Here is a 20166-nt window from a genome sequence, read left to right on the forward strand (position 1 = left end):
CACGCCTGGCCGGGACTATCGAGCCTGCCGGGCTTTCGCGGCCGGCTTCGGCGGCGGCGCCTTGGGCGGCTGCTTCATCTGTTGCAGCAGGGTGGAGCACTGGTTCTCGGCGCCCGAATTGCTCGGCACGATCAGGGCCAGCAGGCCCGCCGCCGGGGTCAGCACCGCGCCCAGGGCCACCATGCCGGCGCCCCGCGCCAGCAAGGGCGCGACCTTCACGCCGGCCTTGGGATTCTTCAGCGTGCCATCCACATACAGCGGCGAACGCAGCGAGATGATGCGCAGGCCCTTGCTATGCGGCGTGATGTCCAGGTCGATCGCTTCGTTCTTGAAGTTCACCGAGCCGTCGATATTGATCACCGCATTCTCGGTATCGAACACGAACAGGTCGGGGGTCGCCAGGCCATCCTTCACCTTGACGTCGGCCGCCGCGCAGTTGATGGGCACCTCCTGGTCGCCGAACAGCCTGGCGACGATGTAGTTGCCCACGTTCAGGCCCGCCAGCTCCATCAGGCTGGCGCTGATCACGCCATCGTTGATCAGGATTTTGGTCTCGCCGTTGGCGGTGGCCAGCAGCGCCGCCACCGAATTGCCGGTGCCGCTCAAGGCAACATCGCCGTTCAACTCGCCCAGGCTGCGTTTCATGCTTTCCACCTTGGGAAACAACTTCGGCAGTTGCAGGCGCCGCGCGGAAATCTTGGCGCGGCCGGGCATGGGCTTCTTCGAACCGTCCAGATGGATATCGGCGTCCAGCGTGCCGCCCGCCATGCCGAAGCGCAGAGGCGTCAGCGCCAGCGCGCCGTTCTGCATGACCGCGCGCACCTGCAGGTCGGTGATGGGCAGGTCGGCGGTCTGGACGATTCTCTTGGCCTTCAGGCTCACGTCGGCGTCCATGGCGTTCCAGCGGTCGGTGCGGAACTCCTGCACCGGCAATGCCTTGTCCGCCGGCTGGTCGGAAGGCGTCTTGCCGCTATCGGTAGCCTGGCCCGACGCGCGCTCGGCCTTCGCCACCTTGGCGCTGTCCGAGTCCGCCTTGCCGCCGCTGCCCTTGCCGGTATCGGCGCCCACCAGCGGCCCCAGGTCGGCGAAGCGCAGCAGGTTGGAGGTGAACTGCCCCTGCAAGCGTGGCCGCGGCTTGCTGTCGGTGAACGTCAGGTCGCCATGGATATCGCTGTCGCCGACCTTGCCGTTGAAGCCGCGATACTCATAGACCGCGCCCTGCGGTTCGTTCAGGCGCCCCACGAGCCGGCCGTCGGTACTGTAGGGCGGCGTATCCGGCAAGGCCACGCCGATCAGGGGAAACAGGTCGGCCATGCTGGCGCCGGACAAGGTCAGGCGCAGATCCAGCGCGCCCAGGTGCGTCGGATTGGTCAAGGTGCCGACAGCGGATGCCTTGGTGTGTCCCAATGCGGCCTTGACCTCCAGCGGGAAGGGCTTGTCGGTGTCCTGCAGCGCCAGCACGCCGCCCACCTTGCCTTGCGCATCGACAGGCAGGCCCTTGTACTTGCCCTTGGCCTGCCAGCCAAAAACGTAGGCATCGCTTGCACCTGGCTGACCCGGCTGGCCCGCCGGGTTCGACTGCCCGGCTTGCCCAGCCTGCCCGCCCTGGCCCTTGCCATCGGCTTGCGCCGGCTGCGCGGCGGATCCGCTGGCGGCCCGTTTCGATCCGCTCAGGTCCCCGGCGATCTCCGCCCCCGCCAGATTGGCGATGGAGATGGGCTTGCCCAGCGGATCCACCACGACCTGCACATCCGCCTGGCGGGTTGCGTCCAGATACGCCACCGTCCCTTTGTCGAAGGCGATCTCGCGCACGTCCAGGGCCCATGCCGACGGCTGCTTGTCGGCGTCCTTGTCCTGATCCTGCTGCGGCTGGAACTCCCAGTTCGCGCGCCCGTCGGCCAGGCGCTCCAGGTTCACCGCCGGCTCGCCGAGCTGGATATGCCGCAAGGCCACCCGATGCGTCAGCAAGGGCAACAGCCCCACCTGGAATTGCAGTTGTTTCAGCGTGGCGAACTTCGGCGCCTTGCCCCAGTCCGTATTCGCGACCGAGATGTCGCCCGCGGTCAGTTCCGCCCAGGGGATCCAGGCCCGCCAGCCATGCTCGTCCTCCGGACGCCGCCATTCCAGCCGCAGATCGCCGTTGATGGCCACCTGCCGCCCCAGCGCGGCCGAGGCCTTCTCTTCGACAAAAGGCTTGAAGCGGTTCGCGTCCAGCGTCGCCAGGAACACGACCACGGCTACCAGGATTAAAATTATCGCGGCTGCGATACCGGCAAGGATTTTGTTTCTACGCGCCATTCTTGTCGCCTTCTTTCGATGACAGTCGTCAGGACATGCCCGTCCGTAGCGGGCGCGGCGCATATTCCGTGCCGGGCCGCATCGGCCCGCCCGCCAGGGCGCGGCGCCACGATACGCATTAACATTGCGCCCCGGGGTTCGCCCCCGTCAAACCGGCCGCCTTTCCCCGGAGGCCGAACCCGTCAGACCATAAGGCAGCGCGGCTCGCACGCGCAAGCCAGGAGAGCCCATGCGGCAACTGTGTTTCGTTTTTATCGTCGCGGCGCTGATCATGCTGACCATCAGCCGGTTGGCGCTGGCAGCCTGGCAGCGTGAGCGGGTGCGCAATGCCGGCGGCCTCTGGCCCATCCTGCGGGGCGGCTGGCGCATCGACGCGCACGAGGTCGCCGTGCTGGCCATCGCACCGGCCGTCTTCGCGCCCTGGCTGGGTCATTTCCCGACCGCGGCCGCCATCACCTCGGTCTGGTTCCAGGCGGCATGGCTGCTGCTGGTATTCATGGAAGTCGCCACGCCGCCCTTCATTCTCGAATACGACGCCCGCCCCAACCGCCTTTTCGTCGAATACCTGAAGCACCCGCGCGAAGTCTCCGGCATGTTGTGGCGCGGCTTCAAGGGCCCGCTGGTGGGCGGCCTGGTCGTGGTCGCGCTGGCCGCGTGGGCCGGCCACGCCATGTTCGGTTCGCCGCGCCCCGACGCCGCCCTGGCCTGGTGGCAGATGCCGCTGTACAGCGTGGCCGCCCTGGCGATCGGCATACTGGCCATACGGGGCACGCTGCAACATCGCCCCATCAATCCGTCCACGGTGGCCTACTGCGGCGACGGCATGCTGAACATGCTGCCGCTGAACTCTCTATATAGTGTGCTGTACGCCGTCTACAGCATGAAGAACGAGAAATCGGCGTCCGCCGTCTACGGCGACATGCCGGACGAAGAAATGCACGCGCAGGTGTTGCAGGCCGCCGGCCTCCCGCACCCGCCGGCGGACCCGGCCTATCCCAGCATGCATCTGCAGACGCCCGGGCAACGCCGGGCGCGCCCGCTGAACCTGGTCATCATCCTGGAAGAAAGCCTGGGCGCCCAATATGTGGCCAACCTGGGCGGGCAGGCGCTGACGCCATGCCTGGATGCGCTGGCACGCGATGGCTGGAATTTCACGCGGGCCTATGCCACCGGCACGCGCTCGGTGCGCGGCCTGGAAGCGGTCGTCACCGGCTTTATGCCGACCCCGGCGCAGGCCGTGGTCAAACTGCCTGATGCGCAACGCGGTTTCTTCACGCTGGCGGATCTGCTGGGCCGGCAGGGCTACCATTCCCGCTTCATCTACGGCGGCGAAGCGCACTTCGACAACATGAAGGGCTTCTTCCTGGGCAACGGTTTCAACCAGATCGTCGACCGCGGCGAATTCGTGGATCCGCAGTTCGTCGGCACCTGGGGCGCCTCGGACGAAGACATGTTCAACCAGCTGCATCGGCTGTTGAGCAGCGATGGCGAGCAGCCCACCTTCACCTTGGCCTTCACGGTGTCCAACCATACGCCCTGGGAATATCCCACCGGCCGCATCCAGCCGGACGGCAATCCCGCCACGGTCGAAAATACCGTCCGCTACGCCGACTGGGCACTCGGGCGCTTCTTCGAACAGGCCAGGAACTCGGCCTATTGGGAAAACACCGTTTTCCTGATCGCCGCCGACCACGATTCGCGCGTGTCGGGCGCCAGCCTGGTGCCGGTACGGCACTTCCACATACCGGCGCTGATCCTGGGCGCCGACGTGGCCGCGCGCCGCGATGACCGCATCATCAGCCAGGTCGACCTGGCGCCCACGCTGTTGTCGCTCATGGGCGTCGAAAGCCGCCATCCCATGCTGGGCCGCGACCTGACGCGTGCCCTCCAGGAAGGCGACCCGGGCCGCGCGATCATGCAATACGGCGACAACTACGGGTACCTGAAAGGCGATCGCCTGCTGGTGCTGGGTCCGCAGAAGGCGCCGGTGCAGTACCGCTACGGGCAGCCCGAAACGTATGAAGCCGCCCCTGTCGACGCCGGTCTCGTGCGCGAAGCCCTGGCCCACGCGCTGTGGCCCAGCTGGGCGTATCGCGAAGGCCGCTACGCGTTGCCCGCACTGCACGGCTCGGCGAGCCGGACCGCCCCATCACTGCGCAGCGGGCTCGAAAGAGCCTGACCGCTCCGGACGAATGTGGCGCGGTCCCGGTGCCGCGGTCCCGGCGGCGCGCCGTCGATCGGTAATGATTTAGAAACAAATAGAAACTTCCACGGCTGTCTGTATCATTATCCTGCCGTACGGGCTGTTGCCTTTGTTAAACGTGTCACACTACCGGACAAACAACATCGCTCGCGTGCCAGGAGAAAACCCCAGAATGACCGACAAAACCCTCCAGATCCTGATCGTGGACGATAACGAGATGGCGTCGGAACTGCTGTCGGAATTCGTCGAACTGCTGGGCCATGCCGCGCAGACGACGGCCACGGCCGGCGAAGCCATTACCGCCTGCGCGTCGCGCTGCCCCGACGTCGTCATCACCGACATCGTGCTGCCCGATCTGGATGGCTACGAGCTGGCCGCGCGCCTGCGCGCCACTTACGGCAAGGGACTTCGCATTCTTGCGCTGAGCGGCCTGCCGCGGAACAACGACCGGGTAGAGGCTGTCAATTTCGACGCCTGGCTGGAAAAACCGCTGGATCTGTCCGTGCTGGAACGCCTGCTGGGTACTCCTGGGGAAAAGACGACATAATGCGGGCCGGCAATCAAGACCTTCATCTGGTGGAAGGCATTCAGTTCAGGATACTCGCGCACGTATTCCCGGTGCTGCGCCACGACGCGCTGAAACCGCTATCCAACGCCAAGCTCACGATCGTGCTGCTGGAAAAAGCCATTTCCAAGGGCACCGTCGCGGAAACCGACCCGCCCCCCTTCGTCGGCGACCTGGACACCATGCTGGACGACAGCGTGGCGGCGATCCGCCTGTTGAACAACTGGTTCCAGGACGACAGCCCCGCCATGGACGTCCAGGGCATCCTGCAGGAATGCCGGCGCCTGGCGTTTTCGCAGTTGCTGCTGTCGGGCAAGAAGGTGCAGATCGACGACTTTCCCCACGCGACGCCGGTCGCCCATCGGCCCAGCCGCTACGTGCTGATGGCGTGGATGATCCTGGCGATCTACGGCCTGCCGGAACGCGGCGTCCTGCAGATCAGCCAGGAAGGACCGCATGGACTGGCTGCCCGGTCCCTGCCCGCGCCGCCGGATGCCACCACCCGCACCCTGCAGCCGGAAAGCGCCCCGCCCATCTCGCTGGAAGACGCGAAGAAAATAGCCTCGTTCTACGGATGGAAGCTGGTCAAGCAGGACGGCGGCTGGCTGCTGAACGTGCCGGCGGCAGATCACGCCTGAGGTCTCCGGCATGACCGCCTGGCCCAACATCAACTCCGATCACGGGGCGCCGCTCATTCCGCTGAGCGTGCTGGGTCTGCGTGAAGGCGAAGACCTGCCCGGCGTGCAGGAACTCTGTCGGCTGACCGGCTTTTTTTTTGGCGTCTCGATGTTTGCGGTAACCTGGCTGCGCGACGCCAGCCCGGTCAGCCTGTGGTCCAGCGGCGCCTGCCGGCGCACCGCCGAACTGCTCGCCCGGTGGAGCTATCCCGTCCTGAACTCGCCCGGCATCGTCACCGCCACGGCGGCCTCGCTGGCCGCGCATGACGGCCTCTGCGGGGGCGCCGCCACCGGCCCCGCCCCGACCGTCCAGTTTTTCGCCGCGGCGCCGCTGACGCTGGCTGATGGCACGCGTGTCGGCGCGCTGTGCATCGCCGACACCGACCACCGGACATTTTCCGAGGACGACGCGCAACGCCTGCGTGACTTCGCCGCCATGGCGAGCGAAGCCTTGCGCGGCCGCAAGGCCCTGGCCGATACCCGGCGGCGCGAACAGCTGCTGGCGCGCGCCTTCCGCCTGGCCAAGGTGGGCGGCTGGGAATACAACGTGATCACCGGCCAGCTGACGCTGAGCGAGCAGGCGCTGGAGATCTACGGCATGGACCCCACGATCCAGCCCACGCTGGACACCATGATGCGCCGCTTCTATCCCGGCGACGCGCTGCTCGACACGCGCGACGATTTCGCCCGGCTGCTGCGCGACGGCAAAGGCTACGATTCGCGGCGGCGCATCCGGCGGCTGGACGGTTCCTCGCGCTGGATCCACGTACTGGCCGAACCGGAAACGCAGGAAGGCCAGGTCGTCCACGTCCATGGGTTGGTCGAGGACATTACCGACGAGGTCGAATCCCAGCAGCGTTTCCACGAGCTGGCCTACACCGACAAGCTGACCGGCCTGCCGAACCGCGGCGCCTTCCTGCTGGAACTCGGCAGGCACTTCTCGCGGCTCGAACCGATCGTCCTGATCGCCATCGACATCGATGGATTCAAGGACATCAACGACACCATCGGCCACCATGCGGGCGACCAGCTGCTGATCGAAGTCGGCAAGCGCATCGCCGCGTATTTCCCGGTCGGCACCTTTGCCGCGCGGGTCGGCAGCAACGAATTCACCGTCATCGCGCCGCCCAATGGCACGCTCGAGCAGGCGATCGAGCAGATGAACCAGTTGCGCCTGCAGCTCAAGCAACCCATCTACTACACCGAGCAGACGCTGTCGGCCTCGGTCAGCATAGGTTTGTGCGAGGCCCCCGCGCAGGCGGGGGACGCCGACCAGTTGGTGCGCAATACGGATATCGCGCTCTATCAGGCGAAGAAAGCCGGCGGCGACCGTACGGTGGCATTCGAACCGGAAATGCGCGACCGCCTGCAAGAGCGCGTCCAATTGCTGCGCGACGTACGGCGCGGGATCGAACGCAAGGAATTCATTCTCTACTACCAGCCCATCTACGACATGCGCACGCACACGCTGTCGGGGTTCGAAGCGCTGATGCGCTGGTCGTTGCCGGAAAAAGGCATCCTGGGTCCGGCCTATTTCAACGCCGCCTTCGACGACCAGACGCTGGCGCCGCTATTGGGCGACGAGGCCCTGCGCAACGCCTGCGAGCAGATGCGGCGCTGGACGAACAAGGGTTTCGACTTCAAGCGCGTGTCGGTCAACGTCGCCGCCGCGCAGTTCTATCGTTCCGACCTGGCCAGCCATATCCTGGCCATGCTCGCGCAATATGGCTTGCGCCCCGACCAGCTGACGCTGGAGATCACCGAAAGCGTCTACCTGGGGCAAGGCGCCGACGCGGTGGAGGACGCCTTGCGCACCCTGCATCAGGCGGGGGTGGGCATCGCCCTGGACGACTTCGGGACGGGCTATGCATCCCTGACGCAATTGCAGCGCTTCCCGGTGGACTCCCTGAAGATCGACAAGTCCTTCGTGCAGAACCCGGGGGCCAGCTCGATCGTCGAAGCGATCATCGCCCTGGGCGCCAGCCTGAACATACAGATCGTCGCCGAAGGCGTGGAAACCGAGGCGCACCAGGACGCCCTGCTCAAGCGCGGCTGCCAGTTCGGCCAGGGCTACTACCTGGGCAAGCCCATGCCGGCCGAGTTCTACGCCTGATCTGCCTCGTCCGCGACAAGGCCCGCCGGGTCAGGCCGCCAGCAACGACGTCTGCCCGGCGCCGCCAGCCTGGACCGCGGATCCATGTGCTCCCGCCGCGCCATACCCATCGGCGCTGTCCCGCAAACGGATCGCGGTGGCCTGCACCTGGAACACGCTGACCAGTTGCGACAAGGTCGCGGCCTGCGCCTGCAAGGCCGCGGCAGCCGAACTGCCCTGCTCCACCAACTGGGCATTCTGCTGCGTGACCGTATCCATCTGCATGATGGTCCGGTTCACCTGCTCGATGCCCTGCGCCTGCTCCACGCTGGCGCCGGTGATCTCGCCGACCAGCGACGTCACGTGCTGCACGCTGGTCACCACTTCTTCCATCGTGACACCCGCCTGCGTGGCCAGCTCGCTGCCGCTGCGCACTTTCTGCGCCGAATCGTCGATCAAGGCCTTGATCTCCTTGGCCGCCGCGGCGCTGCGCTGCGCCAGCGCGCGCACTTCCGACGCGACGACGGCGAAGCCCCGTCCCTGCTCGCCGGCCCGCGCCGCTTCCACGGCGGCATTCAGGGCCAGGATATTGGTCTGGAACGCGATGCTGTCGATGATGCCGGTGATATCGACGATCTTGCGGGCCGACTCGGAAATCGATGCCATGGTGTCGATCACCTGACCGACGACCGCGCCGCCACGCGTCGCGATCTCCGACGCGGACACCGCCAGCGTATTGGCTTCGCGTGCATGATCGGAATTCTGCGACACCGTCGCCGTCAACTGCTCGATGGACGACACCGTGCTTTCCAGCGAGGCCGACTGCTGCGCCGTGCGCGACGACAAATCCTGGCTGCCCGCGGCAATCTGCGCTGCCGCGGCCGCCACGGTATCGGTGCCGGCGCGCACCTGCCCGACGATGCCGGACAAGTTGTCGCGCATGCTCTTGACCGCGAACAGCAGGCTGGTCTTGTCGTTGTCCTTGACGCGCACCTGCACGCTCAGATCGCCCTGCGCGATGCGGTTGGCGATTTCAGTGGCGTCGCGGGGCTCGCCGCCCAACTGTCGCAGCAGGCCGCGCACGAACAAGGCCGCCACGCACACGCCCAGCACCACCGCGAACAGCGACAGCGCCGCCATCTCCAGCTCGAAGTGGCCGGAGACTTCCTGCGCGTGCATGGCGATGGTGCGATTCAGTTTTTCCTCCAGGTCGATCATCCGGTTGATGTCGGCCAGCCAGGTCACCAGGGCCGGCGCCGCCTGGGAGAGCAGCAGATCGGTGGCTTCCTGCCCCTTGCCCGACTGCTTCAAGGCAATCACCCGCTGGATCAGCGGCATGGTGCGCGCCTCGGATTCCTTGATCTGCGCCAGCGCCGATTTTTCCTCGGGCAGCACCACTTCGCGCGCGAACAATTGGTCCAGCGGACGCGCCGATTCCGCGTAGTCGCGCGCCAGCGTCTCGATGCGTTGCACGACCTTGGCGACTTCCGCGGGCGAGCCCTGCAGCACGACGTCGCGCAAGGCGATGGAGCGGTCATGCACGCTGCCGCGGAAATTGATGGCATAGCGCTGCTTCACGCTGTTGATGCCATTGATCATGTTCAAGCTGCTGTCCACGGACCGCATGCGGACCATGCTCAGTACCGCCAAGGCCACCAGCAGGGCCAGCACCACCCCGAAGCCCAGCGCCAGCCGGGCTCCCACGCTTTGTTCCTTCAACCGCATTTGCACCACCCGTAGAAGCAGATTTCCTGAACCATGGACGCGGTGGACCCGCCGTCCGGCGCCCGGGGCGCCGACCTGCCGTCCAACCTCGCAATATTTCGAAGGAAATTTTATCTTTTTTACAGGAAAGTGCGACTACAGCACCGCGCTCGGTTCCGCGGCGGCGTGCACGCCGGCCAGGTAGCGGGCTTCCAGCGCCATGCGGCGCCGCATCACCGCGTCCTCCACCCCCCGCTTGGCTTGCTCCACGCTGGGACACACGCCCGTCTCGAAAGCCGTCTGCCACCAGTAGCCGATGTCACGTATGTCCTCGAACCAGTCTATGCGCCCATGCGTCCTGCCCGCGACGTCGATGTAGTTCCAAGAGAAGATCTGCGACACCCAATACATCGTCTTCATACCCATGTCCCGGCTCCTCGCTTGAGGGCGCTCGCAAGGGTGGACGACGGGTCTGGCGGAGGGAGGACGCCAGCGTTCCGCGATGTCACGCGCCTGCGAGGCCGGAGGGCATTCTAGGAACCGGCGCGGGCTTCGGGTACGCGAAAAATCTGAGCCGCGGCAGATGAGAGGCGTGGAACCAGCCTCGGAAATTTCCCACAATCCGGCTAGCGATGCGGCCGGAACGCCATGTCTTCGCACAGGTGCCAGGACATATTCCCACGGCGCTTTCAGCACGTGGATAAACGCGCTTTCCGTACGTTCATGGAACGATTTCGCCACCGTTTAACGAACCTGAATTTCTGCTTGCACGGTTCGGTCGAGGCCTGGGGGTATTGCGCCATACTGGCTCGCCCCGTGACCTTTTGGCTATTCCATGCGATATCTCCACGACCATCACCATGGCATCCAGGCGGCACCGCCCATCGCTTACGACGCGACCGCCAATGTGACCAGCGCCAGCATCGCGATTGCAACGTCGCACAGTGCCTATGAAGCCGTTTTCCGGGAACTCGTGCAGAACCATGCCACCCGCCTGCACCGCTTCATCATCAAGCACATCGGCAACTGCCCCGACGCGGAAGACCTCACGCAGCAAGCCTTCCTGGAAGCCGCCAAGTCGTACCACAGCTTCCGCGGCGAATCGCAGCTTTCCACCTGGCTCTACGGCATCGCCCTGAACCTGGTGCGCAACTACCTGTCGCGCGCGCCCGAATGCCGCTACTTCTTCGTCGGCGAAGACGCGCTCAGCGACCATGCGTCCCAGGACCTGACCCCGGACGACGCCGCCGAGCAGAACCAGACCCTGCGCCTGCTGGAAGAATCCATCGCGGAACTCCCCGAAAACATGCGCAGCATCCTGTTGATGATGGGCCTGAACGATCTGACCTACGAAGAAGCGGCCGCGCGGCTGACGGTACCCGTCGGCACCATACGCAGCCGTTTGTCGCGGGCCCGCGCCGCGCTGCGTTCCAAGCTGGAAACCAAGGGCGTCCGACTGGACGCCTGATCCGGCGGATCATTCCGCCGATCATTTCACGGCCGGGACCTTCAACACCTGCGTGGGCCCCGGCTGCGACAACTGCAAGGTCCTGTCCATGCCGTCGGCGTACACCGTCGATCGCGATCCCCCTTCCCAGGACCAATTGACGGCCTCGCCCCACTTGCGCAACGAAGCCGGGATCAAGGGCGCCCCGTTCACTTCCACCACCCGCGGCCGGATCACGAATATCCGCTCCCATCGCTTGCTGCTCTTTTTCTTGTGCGAAAAGAAGGCGCCCAGCCCCGGGATGTCGCCCAGCAAGGGAATCTTGCTGACTTCGTCGCCGTCCTCGCTGATGTTGTAGCCGCCGATCAGCAAGGCCTCGCCATCCGCGACGACGGCCAGCGTGCTGACGCTGGTCTTGGACGTGACGGGCAATTGGTCGACCTCGGCATCCTGGGTGATCTTTCCGTCCTCGATATCCACCGTCAGCTCCACCTGGCGCGCGCCGTTCGCATCGATATAGCGCGGCGTCACACGCAATGACGTCCCGACCGTCACCGCCCGCGCGTCCACATAGCGGTCGGTGGCCAGCCGGATGTAGAACGTCTTGGAGTGGTCGATCAGCGCTCCCATGTTGTCGGAGGTCAGGATGGACGGCTTGGACAGGATCTGCGCCTCGTTGTCGTGCTGCAGGGCGTTCAGCCGCGCCAACAGGGAATCCGCCACGCTCAGTCCTATCGTGCCGGGCGGCATGATGCCGCGATCCAGTCCCCTGCCATCCGGATTGTTCGCCCTGGGACCGCTGTAGCCCATGCCGAACTCCGTCTTGCCGGCCCTCGCGCCCCACCTGACGCCGAGCTCCTTGGTCGCGTCGGCCGATATGTCGACGATCATGACCTCGATTTCGATCAAGGTCGTGGGGACGTCCAGCTGGGCGATCAGCGAACGGTACACGGCCATGCGCTCCGGAATGTCCTGCACGATGACGGCGTTCAGGCGTGCGTCGGCCTGTATGGTTGCCTGGCGGGCCCGCCGCCCGCCATCGAGCGAGCCGCCGCGCGCCGGTTGAGCCGGCTTGCCGATGCCCGTCAGCGGAGACGTCCCCGCCGCGCCGGGTTCGCGCAAGGCGTAGGGATCGCGCAACGGCGCCGCCATCGCGGACAACACCGAATTGCCGGCGCCTGGACCGCTGCCCGCGATCAGTTCACGCAGCAGGGTCGCCAGGCCCGGCGTGGTGATCGACTGGTCCCGGTAGCGCACGACGCGATCATTGACGGACGCATACTTCAGGCGGAAAACGGCGACTTCCTGCCTGCCCGCCGTGGGCGGCAGCGCATTGATGGTCCGTTCGATCAAGGCGACGTAGGCGGGCGGCCCCGATACCAGCGCGAGCCCCTGGTCGGGCAGCTCGCCCCAGCCGAAGCGGTCGTCGATCACGCCCAGCCTGTCCAGCGCATCGCGCAGGCCGGCGATGGCGCCGTTGCCGACGCTGATGGTCTTGGTCACCATCGCGCTCGCCGGACTGACGAACAGGGTACCGGCGTACACGAACCAGTTGAAACCGTAGACGCCCGCCATCTTGTCCATGAACTCCGTCGGACTCGCCGCCGTGAACTTGCCGTTGACCAGGCCCGCCACACCCGGCGCCAATTGCAGCGCCAGGCTGAAGCCGCTGGCGAACCGCCGCAGGACGCTTTCGAGCGACTCATCGGCCGCGAAATACGTATAGGGCGCCGCCGGCCAGGAAGGCGCGGCGTTCGCGTTCGCCGCCAGCACCACGGTCGCGACAGCCAGGCACAGGCTGGGCATTGCCTTCCGACCGCGGGAACACCATCGCTGCAACATCATTGTCCAACTCATCGATAATCATGTGTACGCGTCTCTACGGGGATCCCGGCGGGCTGTCTCCATCCTCCATCGCCAGATCGCGCACGGCACGTAATACGTGGGCGACCGGAACGACGAGCTCGCTCGGGATGTATTCGTTTTCGCGGGCATCGGCCAGCAGCGCGCGCGCCAGCGGCACGTCCCGCATGATCGGCACGCCGAGCCGGCGCGCCATGTCCATCATCTGCAGCGCCACGCCGTCCCGGCCTTTGGCCACGACGATGGGCAGGGGCGTCTGGTCCGGCACATAGCGCAGCGCCACCGCGATATGGGTGGGGTTCACCACCAGCGCGGCAGCCTTGCGCACGGCCTCCACGGCACCGCCGTTGCTCATTTCCTGATGCAGGCGCTTGCGCTGCTGCTTGATCTCGGGCTGCCCCTCCATGTCCTTCTGCTCGCGCTTCACTTCTTCCTTGGTCATCATCAGGCGCTTGTTGCGTTGCCTGCGTTGCCACCCCATATCCAGCCCGGCGATCACCAGGCAGAACACCGCCGTGTAAAGCAACAACATGCGGAACAACCCGCCGTTCACCGCCAGCACGCCTTCCAGGCCTCCCGATCCGGCGTGGACCAGCGGCGCCAGGCCGGCACGCAGCAACAGCCACGTCAGCAGGCAGAAGCAGATGATCTTGACCGTCGACTTGATCGTTTCGACCAGGTTCTTCACGGAGAAGATGTTCTTGGCGTTGGAAACCACGTTCAACTTCACGCCTGACGGCTTGGCTTTTTCAGCGGCGAACAGCACGCCGATCTGCGCGAATTCCACGAACAGGCCGAAGCCGAGCACGATCGCCACGAAAGGCCACAGCAGGTCCACGCCTTCGCGCAATGCGATCGTCGCCGCCACCTTGAGCGCCTCGCGGAATTCCAGGTCGCCCAGCCCTGCCGGCACGGCCAGCAGCCGCAGCATGCCAGCCAGGATGGCCTGCCCGTTGAAGACCAGGTACGCCAGCAACGCCAGGGTCAGCATGGTCTGGCTGAAGTCCCGGCTGTACGGGACATCCCCCTTCTTGCGAGCGTCCTGGAGTTTTTTGGGTGTCGGCTTTTCGGTCTTTTCGCCGCTCACGGAGCCCGCCAGATGTGTGTCAGCACGGGCAGCAGCTCATCCGCGCGCCGGGCTTCCTTATCGATGTGGCCGAACAGTATGCCGACGTACAGCACCAGCACGAACAGCGCCAGCCCCGTCTTGATCGGCATGGCCAGGAAGAACACTTGCAGTTGCGGCGTGAAGCGGCTGGCCAGGCCCAACCCCAATTCCGCCAGCAGCATGATGATCACCACGGGCGCCGACAGCAGTACCACCAGATGCATCAGGCGATCCAACTGGGCCAGGAACAAGGGCATGGCGTCCTGCCGGAAAGCGGGGTACCACTGCCAGGGATTCCAGAGCCGGAAGCTGTCATAAAGTATCGAAAGCACCAGGGAAATGCCGCCACCCACGAAAAAGAAAACCCCATACGCCAGCTGCATCAGCACGGCGGTGGGCGTGGTTTCGCCGCCCATGGTGGGGTTCAGCAAGGCCCCCATGCTGGCGCCGCGCTGGTAGTCGATGACCGAGCCCACCCCTTCGATGACCCAGAAGGGGATGGCAAGGAAGAACCCCAGCACCAGACCGATAAAGGCTTCCTTGGCCACCAGCAGCAGCACGGCGAACAAGCTGACGGGCGCGGCGGCGGCCGTACCCGGCAGCACGAGCGGGACCACCAGCAATCCCAGGGCGATCGCCAGCGCGCCCCGCAACCGCCCGGGCAGTATCTGTTTGCTGAAGACGGGCAGCATCATGCACAGAAGCAGGATCCTGGGTTGCGTCAGCACCATGGATAGCAGCAGCTCATATACCGCGGCGTAGGTGGCGTAACCCTTCATGCGGTTCCCCTCGCACTACCGGATCGCACGGAAGGACTCGAATATCGACAGCGAGTAGTTGAAAATTTCCATGCCGATCCAGCCCGCGGTCAGCAGCAATGTCACGAACACCGCCAGCAGCTTGATGGCGAACGACAGGGTCTGCTCCTGGATCTGCGTCAACGCCTGGAACAGGGAAAACAGGGTCCCGACCACGGACGCCACCGCCAAGGGCGGCAGCGACAGCCAGAAGATCAGGTACAAGGCTTCCTTCAGTTGATAGACCAGCTCAGCGACGTTCATACGGCCCGGTCTCACGCATAGGACAGGACCAGGCCCTGGATCAGCTTGGTCCATCCATCGAGCATCACGAACAGGAACAGCTTGAGCGGAATGGCGATGGTGACGGGAGACACCATCATCATGCCCATGGCCAGCAGGATGTTGGAAACGATCAGGTCGATGATGATGAACGGCAGGTAGAGCAGGAAGCCGATCTGGAACGCGGCGTTCAGCTGCGAGATCACGAACGCGGGAATCAGGACGAGCAGATTGTCTTCCCGCAGGCCGCTGGCCTGCTCCACCCCCCATAAGGTGGTGGCCGTCTCCACGAAAAAGCGGCGCTGCCCGGCACCACTGTGCTTGAGCATGAACGACCGCAGCGGGGCGGAGCCGCGCTCGACCGCGACCATCAGGTTGTCGAAGCGTTCCGCCGGCTCGCTCTGCGTCGTGGCGCTCCGGTAGGCCTGCCTGGCTTCGTCGACGACCTTGCCCAGCACCGGCGCCATCACGTAGACCGAGAGGATCAAGGCGAGCCCGTTCAAGGCCGTATTCGCCGGAACCTGCTGCACGCCGATCGCGTTGCGCAGAAGCGCCAGCACGACGGAGATCTTCAGGAAAGAAGTCGTCAACATGATGATGAGCGGCAGCAGCGCCACGCACAGGATGACGACGATCAGCGCGACCGGGTCGAAATCGCTCAACCCCATGAGTCCCGGCCTGGAAACAGCGTCAGCACGCGCGCGCCTATGCGGCCGTCGATGTCGACGAGCTCGGCGGTGCCGATCAGCGTACCGTTCGCGCGTATATGTACCGGACCGGCGTCGATGCGCCGTTGCAGATCGAAGAACTCACCGGGCCGCAGGCGCCGCAATTCTCCCAGGGGCATGTTCAGTTCGCCCAGATCGAAGACCAGATGTACCGGGATGCGATCGACGTCCGGGCCTTCCGCCCCGGGGAGGGTGCCGGCCTCCGGCATGGCGGCGGGTTCGGCCTGGGCGGGCGTCGATACCATCTGGCCGTGCACGACGTCGGCACATGGGTCCCCTGCCCTTGCGCCATGCTGTTCGGCGCTGGGGTGCGGCGGCTCATGCGGTTGTGTAGGGAATTCCGGAGAAAGGTCCTGCCCAGGCTCCAGGCCATGGTCGTACCGGGATCCATAATGATCCTCCGGCGTAGGGTAATCGTTCATGCGTAAGCTGCTCCATTCCTGTGTCACGACATAGCGGGACGCGTCCGGCTCGCACGCCCGCACGCGCAGGCCCTGTCCATCGGGCGTAGCCAGCCAGGCATCGCCTTCCAGGCTCGCCAGGCCATGGTCGAACAACACGACGTCACCGATTTCCACGCGCCGCAGCGCGTCGCCGAGCAAGGTCGTTACGCCGGCGCGGGCGACCAGCCGTATGGACAGCCCGTCCAGAAGATCCGTCTCGCTCGCGTCCTGCCCTGCCGGGCTGCGGCCCGGCAGTTCGCTCAGCCGCAGCAAGCCGGCCTCGTCCGCCGCCAGCAGGGCCGCAACCGCGCGTCCGCCGCCAGGCGCGTGCAAGGTCAAGGTCCACGCATACGGGTAGGCCTGCGTGGGCAGACCCGGATGCGCCGGGGCGTCCACGCCAAGCACCCGCATGGCGGGGCACAGCCGCCCGATGCCCAGGCCGTCGAAGGCATCGCGGACCAGGGACTCCCACGCGGCGTCGACGAAGCACGGCGGCAACGGCGCAACGTCCAGGTCCGGCATGCGCATGGCCAGCCAGTCGTCGAATACGCGCGATGACAGTTGCAGCACCAGCCGCGCCCCCTGCCAATCCAGCATGACCGAGCGCCATGCCGCGTCCCGCGTATTTTCGCCGTGTAAGGGCTCGCGGTGATGCTCCGGCGCCTCATGCGACGACACCGCGCTCATACATATATTCCACGGCCGCGCGTCGGGATTCCCGTCGTCTTCCGGCTCGACGATGCCACGGGCGGCATGCCTGGCGATCCTGCTCAGCGCCTTTGCCTGCGCCGCGGTCCGGCGGACCAGCCGCAATGGCACGGGTGCCGTCATGCCATCGACTCCCGCCGCGGCGCGGGCGCCGCGTCCGCGTGCACTTCCAATGGTTGTCGATCGCCGTCATGGGCCGCCACCTTGACGGCGACATCGCGCGACAGGTCCGCCGCGATGCGGTTCGCCAGCGCGGCCGCGCCACGCCGCAGGCGGTCGCGCGCGCAGGCATTCATGCTGACGAAGTCCACCGCCAGCCGCCCCCCTCGCTCCTGGACGGATAGACGCGTGGCGGGGAGCAGGTCTTCGTTCAGCGCGATGCCTATCGTGCGGCGCTCGTCGTGCAGCGCGTCGAGATAGACCTTGGTGACCATGGCTGCCAGCGCGCCCAGATCCCTGGGCGCAAGCGATGCATCTTCGGTGGACATGTCTTCCTGGCGTTCGAGATCGGCCTGCCGTCGCGTCACGCGCCCGATGTCATCCTCGCGCTCGGAACGGCGCTCTGGCAGGTCCATTCCGACACGCGGATGGAAACGCTCGACGCGCGCGTCGGGTTGCCTCCCGTCACGCTCGCACAACAGCGCACGGAACACGGCGGCTTCGTCTGGGTCGACGGGATCGACGGGAACCCGCATGGGCAGGCGGCGCGGGTTTTCCGCCAGACGGGCGCCGCGTTGCGGCGGCTGCGGGGCGGACGGCTGCGTGGACGGCGACACATTCATGTTGGCAACTCCTGATTGGGCATATGAACGCGACGATCAGGACACGAAGCGGCCGTGCATCATGACGGCCGCCTCATCCAGGGCATCGTCGGCGGCCCGCTCTTGCTCCAGGGCGCGGTGTCGGCGGTAGCGCTCCAGCACTTCCGTCGACTTGCGTGTCGCCCTGGCCGCGGCGGCACGCGCGGCCCTTCCCTGGTCCAGCGCCGCGTCCGCTTCGTCGCGTTTCTCACGTGCCGACGCCACGGCCCGTTCCAGGACCCGCGTCCGCTGGCGCAGCGCGTCGATTTTTCCGAAGCTGCGCTCCAGCTCGCGCCGGTTGACCGGTTCGGCGAGCAAGGCCGCGTACATGGCCGCCTCTTCGTCGGCGGCCTGGATGCGCCAGTGTTCCAACTGCCGCTGCTCGCGAGCCAGATGCAAGGCGGCTTCTTCGGACTGGCGATACAACTGGGCCAATGCCCGGGCCGCGCGGTCTTCGCGCAGGCGACGCAGGACGACCAGGTCGCGTCTCAGGTCACGCGCGATCGCCGTCATCCGTGCACCAGGCCGGCCATGCGTGCAACGGTGGCATCGAAGCGATCCTTCTCGTCCTGCGTCGCCTGGCGCAGGAATTGCCGCATATCGCCTATCTTGCGGACCGCCTCGTCCGCCACGGGGTCGTGGCCAGGCTGATATTCGCCAATATTGAGCAACAGTTCGATCTCCGCGTATTTGGCCATCAGTTCCCGGAAGCGCCCCGCCGCCGCCGCATGTTCGCGCGGCACGACATTGCGCATCACACGACTGGCCGAAGCCAGCACGTCGACGGCCGGAAAATGGTGCTCCGCACCGAGCTTGCGTGACAGCACGATATGGCCATCCAGGATGGAACGAACCTCGTCGGCGACCGGCTCGGTCATGTCATCGCCTTCGACCAGCACCGTATAGAACGCGGTAATCGAACCGCGCGCGTTCATGCCGGCGCGTTCCAGCAGCCTGGGCAGCACGGCGAAGACCGATGGAGGAAAACCCCGCCGTGTCGGCGGCTCGCCCGCGGCCAAGCCGATCTCACGCTGGGCACGGGCGAAACGGGTCACCGAGTCCATCAGCAGCAGCACCCGCTTGCCCTGGTCGCGGAAGTATTCGGCGATCGCGGTCGCCACATAAGCCGACTTGACGCGCTCCATCGCCGACCGGTCGCTGGTGGCGCACACCACGACGCTATTGCCGAGGTTGTCGCCCAGGTCACGCTGCAGGAACTCGCCGACCTCGCGCCCGCGTTCCCCGATCAGGGCGACTACGCGCACGTCGACGTCCGCGCCGTTGGCCAACATGCCCATCAAGGTCGACTTGCCGCCGCCCGCCGCCGCGAAAATGCCCACGCGCTGGCCTACGCCACAGGTCAACAGGCCATCGATGACGCGTATGCCCAGTTCCAGGGGCTGCTGGATGGGCATGCGCGACAGGGGATGCGGCGCGGGACCCTGGACAGGGTACGTCTGCGTCGTGGCGAGCGGGCCGCGCGTCGCCTCATCCAAGGGGCGCCCCAGCCCATCGAGCACGCGCCCCAGCAGGGCCATGCCCACCGGCACGCTCAGTACGCCATCCGTGGGCAGGACCTCCGTCCGGGGTGAGATTCCGCGCGTATCGCCGATGGGCGTCAACAGCGCGGCGTCCTCGGCGAAGCCGATGACTTCGGCCTTGATGTCGCCGCCGCCATCGGGGTCCCGCAATATGCAGAGCTGGCCCACGCGCGCCCCGGCCACCGCGGCCCGTATGATCGTGCCCGTTACCTGGGTGACGCGCCCGATCACCTCAATGGTGCGGGCCTCGGCCAGGCTCGCGCGCAGCCGGGGAAGGATGTGATCAAACATCATCTTGCGCCGGCATGGCGGCAGGCCGCGATCCGCCTTGATCGGCCAACGCGATTTCCAGCGCCCGCTGCACCACGTCGAGCTGCTGGTCCAGGCTGGTTTCTATCGTGCCTATCGGCGTTTCCATCCTGCAAGTGCCGCGGGCCAGGCGGTCGTCGGGCACCACATCCAGGTAATCCACGCCGGGAAACTGCGCCAATAGCGCCTGCATATGCTGGCGCACCACCGCAGCATCGTCGGTATGCATGCGCAGCAACACATTCTTCTGCCGACGCAACACGGCGAGCCCGCCGCGCACGACGGTCAGCGCACGGTCGGTCGCGTCGAAGTCCCCTACGATGCGGCGTACCGCCGCCACCACCAGTTCCGCCATCTCGCGCTCGACCTGCCGCAGGTAATCGGCCGTCTGCCGTGCCACGGACAGCATGGCGGCGGCTTGCTCGACGCGTGCTGCCTGCATCCCCTCCGCGTATCCGCGTTCGCACTCGCGACGATAGGCCTCGCGTGCCTGCTCCGCCACGCGCGTTGCATCATCCCGCGCGCGGCGGATCAGACCCTTGGCATCCAGGAACGCGACGTGTTCGTCGCGGCGAAGGACCTTTCCCACGGGGACGGCCGC

Annotated in this window: 18 protein-coding genes; 5 read left to right on the forward strand and 13 right to left on the reverse strand. The window is 66.1% G+C overall.

Translation table 11 applies throughout. The features are described 5' to 3' along the window. Positions 1 to 15: 15 nt before the first annotated feature. Entirely contained in the window at positions 16 to 2298 is a 2283-nt protein-coding gene (locus tag CAL26_RS20730; protein ID WP_094848621.1) for an AsmA family protein, read from the reverse strand. 229 nt (positions 2299 to 2527) lie between these two features. Between CAL26_RS20730 and CAL26_RS20735 the strand changes: the two genes are divergently transcribed. From CAL26_RS20735 to CAL26_RS20750, 4 genes are all read left to right on the forward strand, one after another. Beyond that, positions 2528 to 4477 (forward strand): LTA synthase family protein, encoded by a 1950-nt coding sequence (locus CAL26_RS20735; RefSeq protein WP_094848622.1) that lies wholly within the window; start codon positions 2528 to 2530, stop codon positions 4475 to 4477. Positions 4478 to 4673: 196 nt separating this feature from the next. Next, positions 4674 to 5048, forward strand: coding sequence for a response regulator (locus CAL26_RS20740; protein ID WP_094848623.1), 375 nt, complete (start codon positions 4674 to 4676; stop codon positions 5046 to 5048). Continuing rightward, positions 5048 to 5704 carry a hypothetical protein gene (locus tag CAL26_RS20745; RefSeq protein WP_094848624.1) on the forward strand — a complete coding sequence of 219 codons (657 nt, stop codon included), beginning with the start codon at positions 5048 to 5050 and terminating at the stop codon, positions 5702 to 5704. The genes CAL26_RS20740 and CAL26_RS20745 overlap by 1 nt, the downstream gene beginning before the upstream one ends. A gap of 10 nt (positions 5705 to 5714) precedes the next feature. Further along, positions 5715 to 7856, forward strand: a complete 2142-nt coding sequence (locus tag CAL26_RS20750) for a putative bifunctional diguanylate cyclase/phosphodiesterase (protein ID WP_094848625.1) — start codon at positions 5715 to 5717, stop codon at positions 7854 to 7856. A 30-nt stretch (positions 7857 to 7886) separates the two neighbouring features. Here CAL26_RS20750 and CAL26_RS28830 read toward each other — a convergent pair whose 3' ends face one another. After that, positions 7887 to 9539 (reverse strand): methyl-accepting chemotaxis protein, encoded by a 1653-nt coding sequence (locus tag CAL26_RS28830; protein ID WP_306437101.1) that lies wholly within the window; start codon positions 9537 to 9539, stop codon positions 7887 to 7889. Positions 9540 to 9695: 156 nt separating this feature from the next. Further along, positions 9696 to 9965 (reverse strand): hypothetical protein, encoded by a 270-nt coding sequence (locus tag CAL26_RS20760; RefSeq protein ID WP_094848627.1) that lies wholly within the window; start codon positions 9963 to 9965, stop codon positions 9696 to 9698. Positions 9966 to 10374: 409 nt separating this feature from the next. Here CAL26_RS20760 and CAL26_RS20765 point away from each other — a divergent pair, with 409 nt between their 5' ends. Beyond that, positions 10375 to 11007, forward strand: coding sequence for an RNA polymerase sigma factor (locus CAL26_RS20765; protein WP_094848628.1), 633 nt, complete (start codon positions 10375 to 10377; stop codon positions 11005 to 11007). Between the two features lie 21 nt (positions 11008 to 11028). Here the strand turns inward: CAL26_RS20765 and sctC are convergent, their stop codons facing one another. The 10 genes from sctC to CAL26_RS20815 form a co-directional block, all read right to left on the reverse strand. Beyond that, the gene (gene sctC, locus CAL26_RS20770) at positions 11029 to 12792 is read right to left on the reverse strand and encodes a type III secretion system outer membrane ring subunit SctC (RefSeq protein WP_179283407.1); all 1764 of its coding nucleotides are present in this window, start codon (positions 12790 to 12792) and stop codon (positions 11029 to 11031) included. A gap of 73 nt (positions 12793 to 12865) precedes the next feature. Continuing rightward, on the reverse strand, positions 12866 to 13936 hold the full coding sequence (sctU, locus tag CAL26_RS20775; protein ID WP_256988547.1) for a type III secretion system export apparatus subunit SctU: 1071 nt from the start codon (positions 13934 to 13936) through the stop codon (positions 12866 to 12868). Beyond that, the gene (gene sctT, locus CAL26_RS20780; RefSeq protein ID WP_094848631.1) at positions 13933 to 14736 is read right to left on the reverse strand and encodes a type III secretion system export apparatus subunit SctT; all 804 of its coding nucleotides are present in this window, start codon (positions 14734 to 14736) and stop codon (positions 13933 to 13935) included. The genes sctU and sctT overlap by 4 nt, the downstream gene beginning before the upstream one ends. 15 nt (positions 14737 to 14751) lie before the next feature. After that, on the reverse strand, positions 14752 to 15018 hold the full coding sequence (sctS, locus tag CAL26_RS20785; RefSeq protein ID WP_086066574.1) for a type III secretion system export apparatus subunit SctS: 267 nt from the start codon (positions 15016 to 15018) through the stop codon (positions 14752 to 14754). Positions 15019 to 15029: 11 nt separating this feature from the next. Continuing rightward, positions 15030 to 15698, reverse strand: a complete 669-nt coding sequence (sctR, locus tag CAL26_RS20790) for a type III secretion system export apparatus subunit SctR (protein ID WP_094850002.1) — start codon at positions 15696 to 15698, stop codon at positions 15030 to 15032. Then, a complete protein-coding gene (gene sctQ / locus CAL26_RS20795; protein WP_143277464.1) occupies positions 15695 to 17038 on the reverse strand; it encodes a type III secretion system cytoplasmic ring protein SctQ in 1344 nt (447 codons plus the stop codon). The genes sctR and sctQ overlap by 4 nt, the downstream gene beginning before the upstream one ends. Next, positions 17035 to 17697, reverse strand: coding sequence for a type III secretion HpaP family protein (locus tag CAL26_RS20800; protein WP_094848632.1), 663 nt, complete (start codon positions 17695 to 17697; stop codon positions 17035 to 17037). Before CAL26_RS20800 ends, sctQ begins: the two co-directional genes overlap by 4 nt. A 36-nt stretch (positions 17698 to 17733) precedes the next feature. After that, positions 17734 to 18228, reverse strand: a complete 495-nt coding sequence (gene sctO / locus CAL26_RS20805) for a type III secretion system stalk subunit SctO (RefSeq protein WP_094848633.1) — start codon at positions 18226 to 18228, stop codon at positions 17734 to 17736. Then, the gene (gene sctN, locus CAL26_RS20810; RefSeq protein ID WP_373454498.1) at positions 18225 to 19547 is read right to left on the reverse strand and encodes a type III secretion system ATPase SctN; all 1323 of its coding nucleotides are present in this window, start codon (positions 19545 to 19547) and stop codon (positions 18225 to 18227) included. The genes sctO and sctN overlap by 4 nt, the downstream gene beginning before the upstream one ends. Next, entirely contained in the window at positions 19540 to 20154 is a 615-nt protein-coding gene (locus CAL26_RS20815; RefSeq protein ID WP_179283409.1) for an HrpE/YscL family type III secretion apparatus protein, read from the reverse strand. The genes sctN and CAL26_RS20815 overlap by 8 nt, the downstream gene beginning before the upstream one ends. Positions 20155 to 20166: the final 12 nt, after the last annotated feature.

It is taken from the genome of Bordetella genomosp. 9 (assembly GCF_002261425.1).
Classification (GTDB): Bacteria; Pseudomonadota; Gammaproteobacteria; order Burkholderiales; family Burkholderiaceae_B; genus Bordetella_C.

Excerpts from the sequence above, each read along its gene's own strand:
- CAL26_RS20730 (WP_094848621.1), bottom strand. The coding sequence starts at position 2,298 with ATGGCGCGTAGAAACAAAATCCTTGCCGGTATCGCAGCCGCGATAATT.
- CAL26_RS20735 (WP_094848622.1), top strand. The coding sequence starts at position 2,528 with ATGCGGCAACTGTGTTTCGTTTTTATCGTCGCGGCGCTGATCATGCTG.
- CAL26_RS20740 (WP_094848623.1), top strand. The coding sequence starts at position 4,674 with ATGACCGACAAAACCCTCCAGATCCTGATCGTGGACGATAACGAGATG.
- CAL26_RS20745 (WP_094848624.1), top strand. The coding sequence starts at position 5,048 with ATGCGGGCCGGCAATCAAGACCTTCATCTGGTGGAAGGCATTCAGTTC.
- CAL26_RS20750 (WP_094848625.1), top strand. The coding sequence starts at position 5,715 with ATGACCGCCTGGCCCAACATCAACTCCGATCACGGGGCGCCGCTCATT.
- CAL26_RS20760 (WP_094848627.1), bottom strand. The coding sequence starts at position 9,965 with ATGGGTATGAAGACGATGTATTGGGTGTCGCAGATCTTCTCTTGGAAC.
- CAL26_RS20765 (WP_094848628.1), top strand. The coding sequence starts at position 10,375 with ATGCGATATCTCCACGACCATCACCATGGCATCCAGGCGGCACCGCCC.
- sctC (WP_179283407.1), bottom strand. The coding sequence starts at position 12,792 with ATGCCCAGCCTGTGCCTGGCTGTCGCGACCGTGGTGCTGGCGGCGAAC.
- sctT (WP_094848631.1), bottom strand. The coding sequence starts at position 14,736 with ATGAAGGGTTACGCCACCTACGCCGCGGTATATGAGCTGCTGCTATCC.
- sctS (WP_086066574.1), bottom strand. The coding sequence starts at position 15,018 with ATGAACGTCGCTGAGCTGGTCTATCAACTGAAGGAAGCCTTGTACCTG.
- sctQ (WP_143277464.1), bottom strand. The coding sequence starts at position 17,038 with ATGACGGCACCCGTGCCATTGCGGCTGGTCCGCCGGACCGCGGCGCAG.
- CAL26_RS20800 (WP_094848632.1), bottom strand. The coding sequence starts at position 17,697 with ATGAATGTGTCGCCGTCCACGCAGCCGTCCGCCCCGCAGCCGCCGCAA.
- sctO (WP_094848633.1), bottom strand. The coding sequence starts at position 18,228 with ATGACGGCGATCGCGCGTGACCTGAGACGCGACCTGGTCGTCCTGCGT.
- sctN (WP_373454498.1), bottom strand. The coding sequence starts at position 19,547 with ATGTTTGATCACATCCTTCCCCGGCTGCGCGCGAGCCTGGCCGAGGCC.